Here is a 16,422-nt window from a genome sequence, read left to right on the forward strand (position 1 = left end):
ACCGGCCCGCGCCCGCCGCCATGACATCCCCGTCCCCTGCGCCCGCTTCATCCGCCGGGGGGACCGCCTTCCCCCATCCCGTCTCGATTGACCTGATCGCGGCCCTGCGCCGCGCCCTGCAGGCCCTGCCGCAACCGCCGGGGCGTTTCGCCGTGGCCGTCAGCGGCGGCGCCGATTCGGCCATGCTGGCGCTGCACGCGGCCGCCGTGGCGCGGGAACTCGGCGCCGGCGTGGTGCTGCTGCACGTGCACCATGGCCTGCAGGCCGCCGCCGACGGCTGGCGCGATCAGGTTCAGGCGCTGGCCGGCCTGCTGGGGCTGCCGCTGCGGCAGGCCCGGGTCGAGGTCGACGCGGCCGGCGGCAAGGGCATCGAGGCCGCCGCCCGCGACGCCCGCTACGCCGCGCTGGCGCGGCTGGCCCACGAAGAGGGCATCGGCCTGGTGCTGCTGGCGCATCACCGCAACGACCAGGCCGAGACCGTCCTGCTGCGCCTGCTGCGCGGCACCGGGCTGGCCGGCATGGCGGCCATGGCGCCGCTCACATCGCGTGACGGCCTGGCCTATCTGCGGCCGTGGCTGGAGCAGGACCGCGAGACGATCCTGCAGGCCGCGCGGCAATTCGCCGACGCCAGCGGCTGGCAGCCGGTGCAGGACCCGACCAACGCCGATCCGCGCTACACCCGCGCCGCGCTGCGCGAACTGCTGGCGCCGGCGCTCGATGCGCGCTGGCCCGGCTGGCGCGGCATCGTCGCCCGCCATGCTCGGCACATGGCCGAGGCCGGCGAGATCCTGGACGAGGTGGCGCGCGAGGACTTCGCCGCGCTCGAGCCCGATGTGGACGGCGTCAGCTTTTCGCTGGCGGCCTGGCGCCAGCTGTCGCCGGCGCGCCAGGTCCATGTGCTGCGCCACTGGCTCGAACGCAATGGCGCCCGCATGCCGACCGAGGCGCGCATGAACGATCTGCTGCGCCAATTGCGCGGGCTGCACAGCCTGGGGCATGACCGCCAGCTGCGGGTGGAGCAGGCCGGCCACGTGGTGCGCTGTCATCGTGGGCGCGTCTGGATCGAGCCGCGGCCGGCCCCGGCGCCCTGACGCCGCGCGAAAAACGCCGGCCAGCGCGGTCAAATCCCGGGCAAAACGACAGTTTTCCCAAAAAAACGACCGTTCCCTGGAAAGAAAATTCCATGGCCTGCGCAAATTTTCACCGTCGGGATAGAATATGAGGTTTTGCCCGTCAACACTCTTGCGGCGGGTCCCCAGCCAGAGTACGAGATGTCCCTGATCGTTCATAAATATGGCGGTACTTCGATGGGCTCGGTCGAGCGCATCCGGAACGTGGCGCGACGCGTCGCGAAGTGGCACGCTGCCGGCCACCAGGTTGTCGTGGTGCCGTCGGCCATGGCAGGCGAAACCAATCGCCTGCTGGGCCTGGCGCGCGAGATTACGCCCCAGCCCGACGCGCGCGAGCTCGACATGATCGCCGCCACCGGCGAGCAGGCCAGCAGCGGCCTGTTGGCCATCGCGCTGCAAGCCGAAGGCGTCGCCGCCCGCAGCTACGCGGGCTGGCAGGTGCCGGTGCGCACCGATTCGTCGTTCACCAAGGCCCGCATCACCTCGATCGACGACGCCCGCATCCGCGGCGACCTCGACGCCGGCCGCGTGGTCATCGTCACCGGCTTCCAGGGCGTGGACCCTGACGGCCACATCACCACCCTGGGCCGCGGCGGCTCCGACACCTCGGCCGTGGCCGTGGCGGCGGCGCTCAAGGCCGATGAATGCCTGATCTACACCGATGTGGATGGCGTCTACACGACCGATCCGCGGGTGGTGCCCGAAGCGCGCCGCATGGCCGTCGTTTCCTTCGAGGAAATGCTGGAAATGGCCTCGCTGGGCTCCAAGGTCCTGCAGATCCGCTCGGTCGAGTTCGCCGGCAAATACCGTGTGCCGACGCGGGTGCTGTCCTCGCTGACCGACCCGCTCATCCCGCTCGACGAAGAAATGCGTTCGGGCACGCTGATTACTTTTGAGGAAGACGAAAAAATGGAAGCCGCCGTTGTCTCCGGCATCGCCTTCAGCCGCGACGAAGCCAAAATCACCCTGTTGGGCGTGCCCGACAAGCCCGGCATCGCCTTCTCGATCCTGGGCCCTGTCGCCGCCGCCAACATCGACGTCGACATGATCGTGCAGAACCAGTCCGTGGCTGGCACGACCGATTTCTCGTTCACCGTGAACCGCAACGAGTTCGCGCGCGCCGTCGACCTGCTCAAGCGCGAAGTCATCCCCGCCGTGGGCGCGCGTGAACTGTCGACCGACGAGAAGGTCGCCAAGGTCTCGATCGTCGGCATCGGCATGCGCTCGCACGTCGGCGTGGCCAGCCTGATGTTCCAGACGCTTTCGCAGGAAAGCATCAACATCCAGATGATCAGCACCAGCGAGATCAAGACCTCGGTCATCATCGACGACAAGTACATGGAACTGGGCGTGCGCGCGCTGCACAAGGCCTTCGGCCTGGACCAGGCGCCCGCCGCCAAGGCCTGAGCGACGCAGGTCCGGCACGGTTTTTTTCACGTCCGCGGCATCGCGCGGGCAATAGTGTAAAAAGTCGTGCTAGAATCTCGTTCTCTTCGGAGATGTGCCCGAGAGGCTGAAGGGGCTCCCCTGCTAAGGGAGTATGTGGCTAAAAACTGCATCGTGGGTTCGAATCCCACCATCTCCGCCAGATTTCCAGCCTGGCATGCCAGGCTGGTAAGAAACCCGCAGAACGCAAGTTCTGCGGGTTTTTTCTTTGCGCGCGCGATTCATCGCGCGACGGGCCGGCGCCGCGCCGGCTTTGAGAAAATTCTTGGTTTTGGCGGTAGGACGGAATTCTATGATCGGCGGCATGATCCTAGACCCCCGTACCCGGGAAGCCCCGACGGCGGCGGCGCCTGGACTGTCCATGCTTCTGCTGCACCTGTTCGCCGTCGCGCTCGCGGCCTGCATCCTGGTGGGGACCGCGCTGTACGCCTACGGGGCGTTCACCGCCGAAGTCTCGAAGTACCGCCGCCGCATGAATGCCGGCGCCTACAACGCCCAGCTGTATTTCGACCAGCGCGAGGCCCTGCTGCGATCCGTGGCCGCCTCGACCGTGCGCAACAGCCGCCGCTTGCCGTTGTCGCAGACGCCGCAAACGCTCGGGCCGTCCGGCCAGATCAGGGTGGCGCCGCTGGCCGATGCCGGCGGCGCTTTTGAATGGGCGTTGATCCTCACGCCGCGCGACCGCGTCAACGTGGCGCAATTGCGCGCCCACGTGGTCTATGTTTCGCCGTCCGGCGGCGCGGCCGCGCGGCTGGCGCTGCCGGCCGATGGCGGCGTCACGCCGATGTCCGCCGACATCGCCCGCTGGCTGGCGCAGGCGCTAAGGCTGCGCAGCGCGCGGCCGGGGCCGGACGGCCGCACGCCGATCGTCTGGCTGCGGCCGCCGATGGATCCGGCCAATCGCCTGTTCCTCTATACGCCGGCCGACGTCGCGGGCGAGGAGCGCACCTGGATCGGACTCGAGGTCGGCGGCCTGGGCGCGGTGGTGGACCCGGCGGAGTGCGCCAGCGGCGGGGCCAGCTACGCGCTGTATGACGGCGACGGCGCCATGGCCCTGCATGGCGGCAAGCTGCCGCCGCGGGTCGAGGAGACGCCGGCCTACCTGTCGCGCGATTCGTTCCGCCTGCGCGGCGCGGGCTGGTGGCCGCAGACCCTGGTGCTGGTCAAGTCGGTGGGCGAGGCGGGTTGGCGGCTGGCCTATTACGTGCCGATCAGCGACCTGATCGAGGATGGCGCGCCGGCGTTCCAGGCGGCCGCCGGGGTGGCGTTGGCGCTGCTGCTGGCGGTGCTGCTGGCGGTGCGCCATCTGCGCCACCGGCTGGTGAAGCCGGCGCAGCGGCAATATGCGGCGCTGGTGGACAGCGTGGCGCTCAATCGCAAGATCGTCGAGGTGGCGCCGGTCGGGCTGTGCCTGTTGCGGCGCGCCGATGGCGCCGTGCTGTTGTCGAACGCCGCCGCGCACCAATGGCTGGGCGAGCGCGACCACTGGCGCGAAACGCTGCTGCGGGCGGGCGCCGAAACCGGCGGCGAGGAATGCACGCTGGAGAACGGCCGCAGCGCCTACGTGGCGTTCGCCGCCACCACCTATCAATCCGAGGACGTCGTGCTGTGCGGCATCAGCGACATCACGGCGCAGAAGAAGGTCGAGCACGCGCTGCGCCAGGCCAAGCTGGCCACCGACCAGGCCAGCGCATCGAAGGCGATGTTCTTCGCCACCATCAGCCATGAAATCCGCACGCCGCTCTACGGCATCCTCGGCACGCTCGAACTGCTGGCCATGAGCGGCCTGAGCGCGCCGCAGCGGCAGTACCTGGACACGATCCAGCAGTCCTCGTCGACGCTGCTGCGCACCATCAACGGCACGCTGGACCTGTCGCGCATCGAGGCCGGCCGCGAGGAACTGGAGATCGGCGCGTTCTCGCCCGCCGAGCTGGTCGAGCAGGTGGTGGCCAATTACGCGGCGCGCGCCGCGGCCAAGGGGCTGACCCTGTACGCGCTGACCGAGGTCGGGATGCCGATGACGTTGCGCGGCGACGCGGTGCGCATCCAGCAGATCCTCAACAATCTGGTCAGCAACGCGGTCAAGTTCACCGATGCCGGCCGCGTGGTGCTGCGCGCCTGCGTCGCCGCCACCGGCGAGCCGGGGCAGGTGCGGCTGCGGTTCCAGGTGGCCGATACCGGCCCGGGCATCCGCGAGGACCACCGCGCGCGCTTGTTCGAGCCGTATTTCCGTGTCCCGGCGGGGCAGGGCAGCGACAGCGGCGGCACCGGGCTGGGGCTGACGATCTGCCGGCGCCTGTCCGACCTGATGGGCGGCGGGCTGTCGGTGGTCAGCGAGGAAGGGCTGGGCACCAGCATCGCGTTCTGCCTGACGCTGGCCGCGGACGAAGCCGGCGGCGCCGCGCCGGTCACGCTGGCGCCGCGGCCGGTGTATGTCGACGGCGCGGTGCCCGAAGTGGTCGACAACGTGCGCGGCTGGCTGAGCGCGTGCGGCGCGGTCGCGCTGCCGTACCGCCAGGCGGGCGATGCCGCCGGGCCGGCGGACGCGGTGCTGGTGCGGACCTGGCCGCCGTCAACGCCGGCGCCGCCATGGCGGCAAAGGCAGGTCAGGGTGTGGGCGCCCGGCGCGAGCCAGGACGCCTTCATGGTCGACGCGGCCGATGGCGTGGCGAGCGCGTCCGATCCGGTCAGCATCTGCCGCGCCGTGCGCATGGCGCAGGACGGCGCCGAGCCCGGCGCGCCCGGCGTGGCGGGGGGAGCCTCGCGCCCGCTGGAGCTGCGGGTGCTGGTGGTCGAGGACAACGCCATCAATCAGCGGATCCTGCGCGAGCAGCTGGAACACCTGGGCTGCGCGGTGACGCTGGCCAGCCAGGGCGACGAAGCCCTGCGGCAGTGGCGCGCGCAGCCATTCGACCTGGTGCTGACCGACCTGAACATGCCCGTCCTGGACGGCTACCAGCTGGCGCGGGCGCTGCGCGACGCGGGCCACGCCGGCCCGATCATCGGCCTGACGTCGGGTTCAAGCGCCGAGATCGCGCAACGCGGGCTGGCCGCGGGCATGGACCAGGTGCTGGGCAAGCCGCTGCCCTTCCTGGTGCTGGCGCAGACCCTGCACGGGATCGCGAAGGAGCCGACATGACCTCGCTGGCCGCCTGCCGGGCGCTGGTCCTGGACGATCATCCGCTGCAGTGCCTGTCGTTGCGCGACCTGCTGCGACAGGCCTGCGTCGGCCACGTCGACACCGCCGAGAGCGCCGCCGCCGCGCTCGAATGCCTGCGCGACGCGCACTACGACCTGGTGCTGACGGACATCCGCATGCCCGGCATGGACGGCGCGCAGTTCATCCGCGAACTGGCCGGACTGACGCAGCCGCCGATGCTGGCGGTCGTCACCGGATGTGGGCGTGCGCTGGCCAACAGCATCGGCTTGATGGCCCGTGAAATCGGCCTGCCGCTGCTCGGCGTCTTCGTCAAGCCCGTCACGGGCGAACAGATCGCCGGCATCGCGGCGCAGTGGCGCGACCGGGTATCGGGGCGGGCCGCGGCGCGGCCCGATGGCGCGGGCTACGCGCCGACGCGCGACGAGGTGGCGGCGGCCTTGCGCGACGGCGCCATCCAGGCCTGGTTCCAGCCCAAGCAGTCGCTGGCGTCCGGCGCCATCGTCGGGGCCGAGGCGCTGGCGCGCTGGCGCCATCGCGACCAGGGCCTGTTGCTGCCGGGCGCGTTCCTGCCGGCGGTGCGCCGCCACGGCCTGGAGCACGAACTGCTGATCCGCATGGTCGACGACAGTCTCGCGGCCAGTGGCGCCTGGCGCCGCGCCGGCTTTCGCATTCCGGTGTCGATCAACCTGCCGGTGCGGCTGCTGGACCGGCCGCGACTGCCGGATGAATTGCTGCAGCGGGTCGTCGGGCAGGGCCTGGCCGCCGAGGACATCACCTTCGAACTGCTGGAAGACGACATGACGGTGGCGCCGGGCAATTATCATATGGGCGCCAGCCGGCTGCGGCTGCAGGGCTTCGGCCTGGCGCAGGACGATTTCGGCAAGGGCTACAGCTCGCTCTACAGCCTGATCTCGACGCCTTTCACCGAATTGAAGATCGACCGCGCCTTCGTCCACGGGGCACCCGGCGACGAGGCCCGCGCGGCCGCGTTGCGGTCCGCGGCGCAGCTTGGACGGCAACTGGGGCTGCGGGTCACCGCCGAAGGCGTCGAGACCGAGGAAGAACGGCAATTGCTGCGACGCATCGGCTGCGATTGCGCGCAGGGCTTCCTGATCTCGCCCGCGGTGGACCCGACGGCGTTCAGTGCGCTGCTGGGCGCGCAGCCCCTTTCCAACCTCCCGATTCCTCCCGTGAATCCCCGCGATCCGCATGAGCCGGTCCACGCCCGGTGCATGGCGCGCAATGGGTCACGCGGGTCCGGGCAATGACGCATCCATGAAACTGGACACACCGTTGATAAGAGTGATCCGCGCATCGCGCCGATTGAACATCGTGCTATTCGGCATCCTGCCCCTGTTGCTGGTGCTGGCCGGCGTGCTTTACTGGGGGGGGCAGCGCATCCTGCAGCAGGAAGAGGAAAAGCTGCGCACCGATTTCACCGTGCTGGTGGGCTATGTCCACGCCCACGAGACCGTGCTGCAGGGGCTGTATGCGCAAGGCCTCAATCCCGACGGGCGGCGGCTGGTGGCGCCGACGCGGGTCAGCGAGACCTCGGGTTTCGAGCGCGGCTCCTGGGCGTTCTACGACGGCCAGCACGCGCTCGCGGCGATGCCGTTTTCGCTGTTGTGCCAGAGCCCGGACGCCTGCCCGGTGGCCGGCGGCGTGTTCAATGGCATCGGCGATTACCTGTCGGACTTCTATGCCACCCGCTGGGCCGCGGCGGTGTATCCGGCGGCGCCGCTGTTCGTCATTTCCCCGAGCCAGCAGCTCAGCATGAGCGTGCCCGCGATCGCCACCATGTCCGGCTACGAGCCGCTCACCCGCCAGACCTTCCTGGCGGTGGTGGACGCGGTGCAGCGGGCGGGGGGCGCGGCCGACCCCGAGGACCGCTCGGGCAGCGAGGGCCCCAGCGTCCTGTGGGTGCGCGACAAGCATCTGCCGGACGCGATGGTCGGCATTCTGCCGGTGATGCTGCCCCTGAACGCGCGCGGCGCCGAGCCCGCCACGCGGCGCAATGTCTACGCGGTGTCGCTGTTGAGCCGCGGCCGCGTCAGCATCTCCGAGCGGGTGCGGAACATGCCGTTGTTCGACCGCTTCTGGCTGGTGCGCCAGGGCGGCGAGGTGCTGCTGGGCGAGGGCGCGCCGCCGGTGATCGCGCAGGGCTTCCATTTCGGCCGCGACGGCCTGCTGCTGCGCATCGCCGACAAGAACAGCCAGTGGACCGGTTACTACCAGCTGGGATATGGCGGCTTCTTTCGCGCCAACATGTGGCTGCCGATCGTGGTCCTGCTGATGCTCGGCCTGGGGCTGGCCGCTGGCAGCGGCTACCTGCTCTGGTACAACCGGCGCGTCATCCATCCGGCCGAGGTCGCCCATCTCGACATGGTCGAAAGCGAGGAGTTCAACCGCACCGTGCTCGACACGGCGCCGGTGGCGCTGTGCGTGCTGTCGCGGCTGGAGGGGCGCATCGTGTTCGGCAACGCGCTGGCGGCGCAGTGGCTGGGCATCGGCGTGGGCGAGCAGCTGCGCGATTCGGCCGAGACCAACAAGCTGCTGCGCCAGGTGCTGGGCGCGTCGGGCCCGGGCACCATCGAGACCTTCCGCACGCATGACGGGCGCACGCTGTTCGTCGCGTTCGCGCCGACCCGCTACAAGAAGCAGGACGTGGTGCTGTGCGCCTTCGCCGACATCAGCGCGCGGGCCGAAATGGAGCAGACGCTGGCGCAGGCCAAGCAGCAGGCCGACCGCGCCAACGAGGCCAAATCGACCTTCCTGGCCACCATGAGCCATGAAATCCGCACGCCCCTGTATGGCGTGCTGGGCACGCTGGAAGTGCTGTCGCTGACGCCGCTGAACGCGGCGCAGCGCCGCCACGTCGACCGCATCCAGGATTCGTCGGTGATCCTGCAGCAGCTCATCAGCGACATCCTCGACATCACCAAGATCGAGTCGGGACAGCTGGCGTTGCAGCGCGAGGGTTTCGATCCGCGCGAGCTGGTGCAGAACTGCGTCGCCTCGTACGCCGGGATGGCCGAGCGCAAGGGGCTGGTGATCTACGGCAATATCGACACGGCGACGCCGGCCTGGGTGATGGGCGATGGCGGCCGCATCCGGCAGATCCTCAACAACCTGGTCAACAACGCCATCAAGTTCACCGACTCCGGCCATGTGGTGGTGCGGCTGCGGGCCGAAAGCCCGGGCACGGCGCGCACGCGCCTGCATTTCCAGGTGGTCGACAGCGGCGTCGGCATCCGCGAGGAAGACCAGGCCTGCCTGTTCGAGCCGTTCTACCAGATCGATGGCGGCTCGCACCTGGTGCGCGGCGCGGGCATCGGCCTGTCGATCTGCGCGCGGTTGGCCGCCTTGATGGGAACGTCCATCCACGTGACCAGCGAACCGGGGCTGGGCAGCAGTTTCTCGGTCGCCATCGAGCTGGACCGGGCCGAGCCGCCGCCCGGGCCGTCGCCGCGGCTGCATGGGCTGTGTGTCTACGTGCGCAGCGCGCGCCGGGAGCTGAGCGTGAACCTGTGCGAATGGCTGGTGCACTGGGGCGCGCAGGCGAGCGTGGCGCCCGCCAGCCTGCCACAGGAGGATGCGCGCGAAGGCGTGCTGCTGGATGTGCATATCGCCGGAGACGCGGCGGCGCCCACCGATTGGAACGGGCCGGTGGTGTCGGCGGGCGGCCATGACGACGCCGGCACGGCGTTGCATCGCGCCGACCGGCACTACCTGAACAGCATTGGTTTCGCGCTGGAGCGCTGGGCCAGCGGCGATGCCGCCACCGCCGCCAGCGAAGCCGCCACGCAGCACTACGCGCCGTTGAACCTGCGGATCCTGGTGGCCGAGGACAACCCGATCAACCAGGTGACGATGTGCGACCAGCTGCAGCAGCTGGGGTGCGCGGTGACGCTCGCGCCGGACGGGGCCGAGGCGCTGGCGCAATGGAACATCGGGCCGTTCGACGCGGTGCTGACCGACGTCAACATGCCGCGCATGAATGGCTACGAGCTGGCCAGCGCGTTGCGGGCGCAGGGCGTGACGGTGCCCATCATCGGGGTCACGGCCAACGCGCTGAAGGACGAGGAAGCGCGCTGCAAGGCCGCCGGCATGAGCAGCTGGCTGGTCAAGCCGCTCAAGCTGAGCCTGCTGTGGAGCGAGCTGCGCGCGCAGCGCGGCGGGCCTGCTGTCGCGGCGCCGCCGCCGTCCGCATCTGAAGCCGCGGTGGCATCCATCGCCGCCGCGTCCGCCGCTGGCGCGCCGCCGCTCGTCGGCAAGTATCGCGAGGTCTTCCTGCAGACCATGAATGAAGACCTGGCGCGGCTGGAGCGGGCGCTGGCCGCCGGCAACTTGCGCGACCTGAAGGCGGTGCTGCACCGGATGCGCGGCGGGTTCGGCGCGGTCCAGGCGATGGCGCTGTACCAGCAGGCCGAGGCGGTGGAGGCGCGGCTGGGCGCCGGAAAACGGCTGACCGATCCTGCGCGCGGGCAGGTGACGGCGCTGGCCGGCGCGTTGCGGGCGATGCTGGCTGCGCTGTAGCGGCAAGCGGCAAGGGGTGGCAAAGAGGGGCGCTGCAAAGAGACGCCGAAATGAGGCGCGGAAATGAGGCGCGGAAAAGGGGGATATCGTGCCGCCGTCGCGCTCAGCCCAGCGCGTCCAGCAGGGCGCGCGCCTGCGCCACGACGTCATTGTCGTTGGGGCGGAACACCACCGGCAGCGCCTGCGGCAGGCGGGTGAAGTGCGCCTGGCTGCTGCGGGCGTAGGCCGGGTCGTAGTGGCGGTCGATGAGCTCGCGGGCCAGTTCGGTGCGGCGGCCTTCGTCGACCAGCCGCAGCCAGCCGCCGACGGTGTCGCGGCTGTGCAGCCCGACCAGGCGTTGCAGCTGCGACTTGAAGCCGGCCGGATCGTCGAACAGTTGCGCGTAGTCCTGCTGCAGGAACTGCGCGCGGTCTTCGCGGCTGGCGCTGACGGCAATGCAGGCGCCCTGGTGCAGGGCGGCCAGCAGCGTGTCGGGCAGCGCCACCGCGCCGATCTTGCGGCTCTCGGCCTCGACGAACACGGGCCGGGCCGCGTCCAGCGCGCGCAGCCGCGCCGCCAGTTGTGTGTCGAAGCCCTTCTGCGTCGGTTGCGGCACGCCCGGCCGGGCGCCCAGCAGCGAGCCGCGGTGCGCCGCCAGCGCTTCCAGGTCGAGCGTCTGCGCGCCGGCCTGCGCCAGCGCGTGCAGCAGCCGCGTCTTGCCGCTGCCGGTGGGGCCGGTCAGCACCACGAAGCGCAGCCCGGCGGGCAGGGCGTCCAGGGCCTCGAGGGTGGCGCGGCGATAGGTCTTGTAGCCGCCGTCGAGCTGGCGCGCGCGCCAGCCGATCATGTTGAACATCACCGTCATGGAGCCCGAGCGCTTGCCGCCGCGCCAGCAATACACCAGCGGGCGCCAGCTTTGCGGACGGCCGGCGAAGGTGGTGTCGAGATGGTTGGCGATGTTGCGCGCGGCCAGGGCGGCGCCCAGGCGGGTGGCCTCGAACGGCGCCTGGCGGTACAGCGTGCCGACCCGGGCGCGTTCCTCATTGCTGAACACCGGCGCGTTCAGGGCGCCGGGGATGTGGTCATCGGCATATTCGAGCGGCGTGCGCACGTCGATGATGTCGTCGAAGTCATCGAGCCGGTCCAGGCCGGCCAGCAGGTGTTTCAAGACGGAGCCATCCAGAAAGGGGATGGCGGATTTTCGCATGGCGGCGGGTCGCGGCGGCGCCGGGCGCGCTTCCGGGACTGTCGGAAGGGCCGAGGGCCGGCCGGGCTCCCTGCCCGGCCGGCCCTCGGAGAACGCGGCCGCCGTCGGCGGCGGCGATCAGGCGCTGAAGGTCAGCGCGTTGGTCAGGTCACCCATCGGCTTCTGGCCGCGCGCGGTCATGGCGTCGTCGCGCGCCTTCAGGCCGTCGAGCGTCGGCAGGTCGAACAGGCGGGTGGCCAGGCGCAGGATCGAGCCGGTGTCGTAGATGGTGTGGTCGACAGTGCCCTTCTTGGCGAAGGGCGACACCACCAGCGCGGGAATGCGCGTGCCGGGGCCCCAGCGGTCGCCCTTGGGCGGCGCCACGTGGTCCCACCAGCCGCCGTTCTCGTCCACGGTGATCACGACCACCATGTTGTCCCACTGCGAGCTCTTGCGCAGGCTGTCGACGATGTGGGCGATGTGGCGGTCGCCGGAATCGACGTCGGCGTAGCCCGCGTGCATGTTCAGATTGCCCTGCGGCTTGTAGAACGTCAGCGGGGGCAGCTTGCCGGCTTCGGCATCGGCCAGGAACTTGTTGGTCGACGACAGATCGCCGAGGCCGCCGTCACGCAGGTGCGCGGTGCGCGCGGCGGTGCCGGGACCGGTGCTCTGGAAGTAGTTGAAGGGCTGGTGGTGCGCCTGGAAGTTGGGCGACGAGGGGAAGCCGGTGCTGGCGGTCGAGTCGATCGCCGCCTGCCAGCCGCCCGCGTACCAGGCCCAGTCCAGGCCCTTGGCGGTCATCAGGTCGCCGATGTTGTTGTGCGTCTGCGGCAGCATGAACACCGAGGTCGGATCGGCCTGGGTGGGGTTGGCGGCATCGCGCGAGAACGCGGGCCAGTACGGAGGGCCCATGGTGTTCACGCCGTAGCCGTCCGGCGTCAGAGCGCTGGCGCCGAACTGCGGCGCGCCGGTGAGCGCGCTGGCCGGCGAGGTCGGCTTGGGTTGCAGGTTGGGGTCGGTCGGATCGGCGCTCTGCAGCTGGGCGATCTGGCCGCGCACGTTGATCGAGGCGTTGGCCAGGTCCGGATAGAACGGCGGACGGCCGGCGACCAGGTATTGGTGGTTCAGGAACGAACCGCCGAACGCGCCCTGGAAGAAGTTGTCGCACAGCACGAATTCCTGGGCCAGCTTCCACAGGCGCAGGTTGTAGGCGGAGTCGCTGTAGCGGCCCATGACCAGCGCGCCGGAGTCGGCCCAGGCGACGAAGCGGTCGTTCTTGCCGCCGTTGATCTGCATCTGGTTCTGGTAGAACACGTGCCACAGATCGCGCGTGACCACGCCTTGCGGCAGCGGCTCGCCTTGCGGGCCGCGCAGGTCGAACGGCGCGTTGGGCAGGTTGTTCATGTAGGGCGCGTTCTCGGCGACCTGGTAGGTGACGTGGTTGGCCTGCTGCGAGGTCGGCACCATGCCGCCCCACACCGGCGGCAGCACCGACAGCGTCGTGCCGTCGCGGTCCTTCTGGGTGTAGTCGGCGGCGGTCAGCGCGGACAGCGGCTTTTCGACGCCGGGGAAGTTGGAGAACAGGTTGTTGAAGCTGCGGTTTTCCGCGAAGATCACGACCAGCGTCTTGACGTTCTTGCGCAGTTGCGTCGTCAGGTCGGGCGCGGGAGCGGGGGCGGGGGTGTTGTCGTCATCGTCGCTGTCGCCATTGGAACAGCCGGCCAGCGCGCCCATGGCGGCGGCGCTGGCGCCGAGCGCGGCGATGCCGGTCAGGAACCCCCGGCGGGTGGCGCGGACGGGAGTATCGGCGTCAGCGTGATCGGCAGCCGTCGACGTCGCGGCAGCCTGCGCGTTCGCGCTCTTTTCTTTTTCAGACATGGTTGTAGACCTTGCGGAGAGGGTGGCGCCCTGTCATGGCGCCACGAGGGTTGCCGGATGACAGCCGGCATTCACGGCGAGTAGCCTAGGTTTGCGACGTTGTATCAATGTGACCATCGGCTGTCGGCAAGCTGTACGCCAGGGAGACTCCCGCAAAATTCCCTTAGACTTGTGCCATGGCTGAAATCCGAGTGAAAGCAATGACCGACCGTTCCGCAGGTGAATCCGCGCGCCAGGCGTCGCCTCGCACCAAGCCGCCCGAGGTCCGCCTGGATGAATTGATGGGCGCGGCGCAGGCGCTGTTCCTGGAAAAAGGGGTCGACGCCACCACCATCAGCGAGATCACCGAAGCGGCGGGCGTGGCCAAGGGCACGTTCTACGTCTACTTCCCGTCCAAGCACGAAATGCTGCAGGCGCTGGCCGAGCGCTACGTGCGCGAATTCGTCGCGCAACTGGAAGGCGCGATCGCGGCTTGCGAGGCGGATGACTGGATCGGGAAGCTGCGCGCATGGGTGCATGCCAACGTCGCGACCTATCTGCGCACCTACCGGGTGCACGACATCGTGTTCACGCACCAGCATCATCACGCGCGCGAAGGGCACACCGGCAACGACGTGGTCAGGCAGCTGCACGGCATCCTGCAGGCCGGGGCCGAGGCCGGCGCCTGGCGCGTGGACAATCCGCGCATGATGTCGCTGTTGATCTACGCCGGCGTGCACTGCGCCACCGACGACGCGATCCTGTCGAAGCTGCCGGACCCCACCGATTTCGCGCGCGGCATTGCCGACGCCTATCTGCGCATGCTCGGCGTGGCCGTGTAGCCGCCGCGGTTTTTCAGGACGGCAGCCACGCCGCGTCGATATCGCCGGCCCGGGCCAGGGCCCGCAACTGCGCCGGCGATCCGGTGGCCACAAGGCGCCCGTCGCGCATCAGCAGCAATCTGTCGGCCACTTGCAACGCGGTGGCGGCGTCCGCCAGGGCGACGACGGCGCGCAGCCCGTGTTCGGCGGCGATGCGCCGCAGCAGCAGCGCGATGTCGGCCTGATGGCGTGGCGCCAGCTTGCGCTCGGGCTCATCCATCAGCAGCGCGTCGGGCTGGCGGATCAGGGCGTGCGCGATCAGCAGGCGCTGGCGCGCCTCGGCATCGAGTTGCTCCACCAGCCCGTCAGCGGCCTGCGCCAGCCCGACCAGCCGCAGGCAGGCGCGGACCGCCTGGATTTCCCGCGTGCCCACCGCCCAGCGGTCGCCTTGCTTGTGCGCCAGCAGCAGGGCTTCGAAGACGCGCAACGACGGCACCGCGGCGGCATGCCGCTCCACCATGATGACGCGGGTGGCGACATCCGCATCCGCCAGATCGCGCGCGATGCGGGATAGCAGGCGCGTCTTGCCCGAGGCGGCGGTCCCCAGCACTACCGTGAGCGCGCCGGCGGGCAGGGGGCCGGGACGCAACGGACCCGCCGGCAGCGGCGCGACGCGTTCGCCGGTGGCGGCCGGAATCGAGGCAAAGGGAGCGATCATGATGGCGGGAGGGGCAGTGGGCGCGCGGGCGGCGTGCGGGGGTGAGAGAACTATAAATAATGACTGACCGCCAGTCAATGAGAATGAGAGCGGTTGCCGATGGCCTTGCCGCCGATGCCGCCGTGAGGCTGAGCGAGTAAACGGCTTGAGCAATGCCCGGCAATCGACTTGCACGGTTTGCGAAACAACGCTATGATTCAAGGCTTGCTTTTTAACGCGCCCGTAGCTCAGCTGGATAGAGTACCTGGCTACGAACCAGGGGGTCGTAGGTTCGAATCCTGCCGGGCGCGCCATTGTGTTGACCACGACCTGCCTTCGGGAAGGGAAAGGAAAAATACAATGGAATACTCAAGTCGAGCGCTTGAGTAAAAAGGCAAGTGCAGTGCAGTGGCGAAATTATTCTGATATAATCTTGCCTCTTTACCGGAGCGCCCGTAGCTCAGCTGGATAGAGTACCTGGCTACGAACCAGGGGGTCGTAGGTTCGAATCCTGCCGGGCGCGCCAACTCATTTGGATGGAATCATCTGATGGGTAAGAAAAATCGGTAAAAAATGCAGGCAATAATGCAGTAGGTGGCGCAATCAAATGCGCGGCGAAAATGAGAAGGCCTTTGATCCTGGATCGAAGGCCTTTTTGCTTTTTGCGCAGGTTTTCTTTGGCGGCGTGGTGATTGCGCGGTGATCGGGCTCACTCCATGGTGATGGGATCAGCGCAGGGCATTGGCGCTCGCATCCGCGGTGGCCGGAGCGGCGGTTCCGCGCTTGGCATCGGCGGCGATGTCGTCCTCTTCCAGCCCCCAGTTGCCCACGGTGTACCAGTCGTCGCCCAGCAGTTCGGCCGGATGCATGGTGCGATCCGAGCCGTTGCCACAGGCCAGCTCGTCGGTGGAACAGTAACGGTCGCAGCCCCAGCAGATGCGTTCGGGGTGCTTGGGGTGCAGGGGAAATTTCTTGGCCATGCCGATGTCTCCATGCTCGCTGAATCCAGCGTAACGCCATGGGCGATCGCGGCGATTGATCTGGCGCAAGCCGTGTGGGATGTATCGGGCCCGCCTTCGATTTGCGGACCGTCACGAATCCATGTTATAAACACGCCTCTTTAGCGCGCCCGTAGCTCAGCTGGATAGAGTACCTGGCTACGAACCAGGGGGTCGTAGGTTCGAATCCTGCCGGGCGCGCCACCTCATTCGATAAAGAGAAAGCCCGGCCACGCGCCGGGCTTTTTCATTTTCAGCGCGCCGGTTGTTTTCGGCGTGTCGATGTGTCGGCGGGTCGATGTATCGATATGTCGGCCGGCTGCCCGCGATGGGGCGACGCCAGGCGTCGACGGCCTATTTCTGGATGTCCTGCCGCTGGCGCTGATAGGTGTCGTAGGACGTGGACGCCGAGCCCATGCAGCGCTGGCGTTCCTGCATGTCGGTGATCCTGCCGCATTCATTGCGTTGCCAGGCCTGGCCGGTGTCGTAGGCCTGCCGCGACGTGCAGGCGGAGGTGAGCGTGGCGGCGGCCACGCAGGCGAGCATCATGGTGTAGCGCATGCGGTTCTCCCGAGGATGCGCTGAGTGTACATTCGCTTATTTGCACAGACG

At 69.1% G+C, this 16,422-nt stretch carries 11 protein-coding genes and 4 tRNA genes; 10 read left to right on the forward strand and 5 right to left on the reverse strand.

What is annotated here, in order from left to right; all coding sequences use genetic code 11:
• Window positions 1-104 precede the first annotated feature (104 nt).
• From tilS to H0523_RS24970, 6 genes are all read left to right on the forward strand, one after another.
• Window positions 105-1,091 (forward strand): tRNA lysidine(34) synthetase TilS, encoded by a 987-nt coding sequence (tilS, locus tag H0523_RS24945; RefSeq protein ID WP_180180184.1) that lies wholly within the window; start codon window positions 105-107, stop codon window positions 1,089-1,091.
• A 180-nt stretch (window positions 1,092-1,271) separates the two neighbouring features.
• Window positions 1,272-2,537 carry an aspartate kinase gene (locus tag H0523_RS24950; RefSeq protein ID WP_054431502.1) on the forward strand — a complete coding sequence of 422 codons (1,266 nt, stop codon included), beginning with the start codon at window positions 1,272-1,274 and terminating at the stop codon, window positions 2,535-2,537.
• An 88-nt stretch (window positions 2,538-2,625) separates the two neighbouring features.
• Window positions 2,626-2,718, forward strand: a tRNA-Ser gene (locus H0523_RS24955).
• A gap of 219 nt (window positions 2,719-2,937) precedes the next feature.
• Window positions 2,938-5,715: an ATP-binding protein gene (locus H0523_RS24960; RefSeq protein ID WP_054431501.1), complete on the forward strand. Its 2,778-nt coding sequence runs from the start codon at window positions 2,938-2,940 to the stop codon at window positions 5,713-5,715.
• Window positions 5,712-7,004 (forward strand): EAL domain-containing response regulator, encoded by a 1,293-nt coding sequence (locus H0523_RS24965; protein WP_054431500.1) that lies wholly within the window; start codon window positions 5,712-5,714, stop codon window positions 7,002-7,004. The genes H0523_RS24960 and H0523_RS24965 overlap by 4 nt, the downstream gene beginning before the upstream one ends.
• Window positions 7,005-7,011: 7 nt before the next feature.
• A complete protein-coding gene (locus H0523_RS24970) occupies window positions 7,012-10,272 on the forward strand; it encodes a hybrid sensor histidine kinase/response regulator (RefSeq protein WP_054431499.1) in 3,261 nt (1,086 codons plus the stop codon).
• Window positions 10,273-10,375: 103 nt separating this feature from the next.
• On the opposite strand, the gene mnmH is transcribed toward H0523_RS24970, so the two are convergent.
• Window positions 10,376-11,419 (reverse strand): tRNA 2-selenouridine(34) synthase MnmH, encoded by a 1,044-nt coding sequence (gene mnmH / locus H0523_RS24975; protein ID WP_054431498.1) that lies wholly within the window; start codon window positions 11,417-11,419, stop codon window positions 10,376-10,378.
• Window positions 11,420-11,575: 156 nt separating this feature from the next.
• A complete protein-coding gene (gene acpA / locus H0523_RS24980; protein ID WP_054431497.1) occupies window positions 11,576-13,315 on the reverse strand; it encodes an acid phosphatase in 1,740 nt (579 codons plus the stop codon).
• A 200-nt stretch (window positions 13,316-13,515) separates the two neighbouring features.
• Here acpA and H0523_RS24985 point away from each other — a divergent pair, with 200 nt between their 5' ends.
• Window positions 13,516-14,136 (forward strand): TetR/AcrR family transcriptional regulator, encoded by a 621-nt coding sequence (locus tag H0523_RS24985; RefSeq protein WP_054431496.1) that lies wholly within the window; start codon window positions 13,516-13,518, stop codon window positions 14,134-14,136.
• 13 nt (window positions 14,137-14,149) lie between these two features.
• Here the strand turns inward: H0523_RS24985 and H0523_RS24990 are convergent, their stop codons facing one another.
• Window positions 14,150-14,833, reverse strand: a complete 684-nt coding sequence (locus tag H0523_RS24990) for an ATP-binding cassette domain-containing protein (RefSeq protein ID WP_054431495.1) — start codon at window positions 14,831-14,833, stop codon at window positions 14,150-14,152.
• A gap of 216 nt (window positions 14,834-15,049) precedes the next feature.
• On the opposite strand from H0523_RS24990, the gene H0523_RS24995 reads away from it, so the two are divergent.
• A tRNA-Arg gene (locus tag H0523_RS24995) sits at window positions 15,050-15,126 on the forward strand.
• 135 nt (window positions 15,127-15,261) lie between these two features.
• A tRNA-Arg gene (locus tag H0523_RS25000) sits at window positions 15,262-15,338 on the forward strand.
• Between the two features lie 202 nt (window positions 15,339-15,540).
• Here the strand turns inward: H0523_RS25000 and H0523_RS25005 are convergent.
• Window positions 15,541-15,792 carry a DUF3079 domain-containing protein gene (locus H0523_RS25005; RefSeq protein WP_054431494.1) on the reverse strand — a complete coding sequence of 84 codons (252 nt, stop codon included), beginning with the start codon at window positions 15,790-15,792 and terminating at the stop codon, window positions 15,541-15,543.
• 145 nt (window positions 15,793-15,937) lie between these two features.
• Between H0523_RS25005 and H0523_RS25010 the strand changes: the two genes are divergently transcribed.
• Window positions 15,938-16,014 (forward strand) — tRNA-Arg (locus H0523_RS25010).
• 150 nt (window positions 16,015-16,164) lie between these two features.
• Here H0523_RS25010 and H0523_RS25015 read toward each other — a convergent pair.
• Window positions 16,165-16,371 (reverse strand): hypothetical protein, encoded by a 207-nt coding sequence (locus tag H0523_RS25015; RefSeq protein WP_054431493.1) that lies wholly within the window; start codon window positions 16,369-16,371, stop codon window positions 16,165-16,167.
• Window positions 16,372-16,422 lie beyond the last annotated feature (51 nt).

This window comes from Achromobacter insuavis, from assembly GCF_902859645.1.
GTDB lineage: Bacteria > Pseudomonadota > Gammaproteobacteria > Burkholderiales > Burkholderiaceae_B > Achromobacter > Achromobacter insuavis.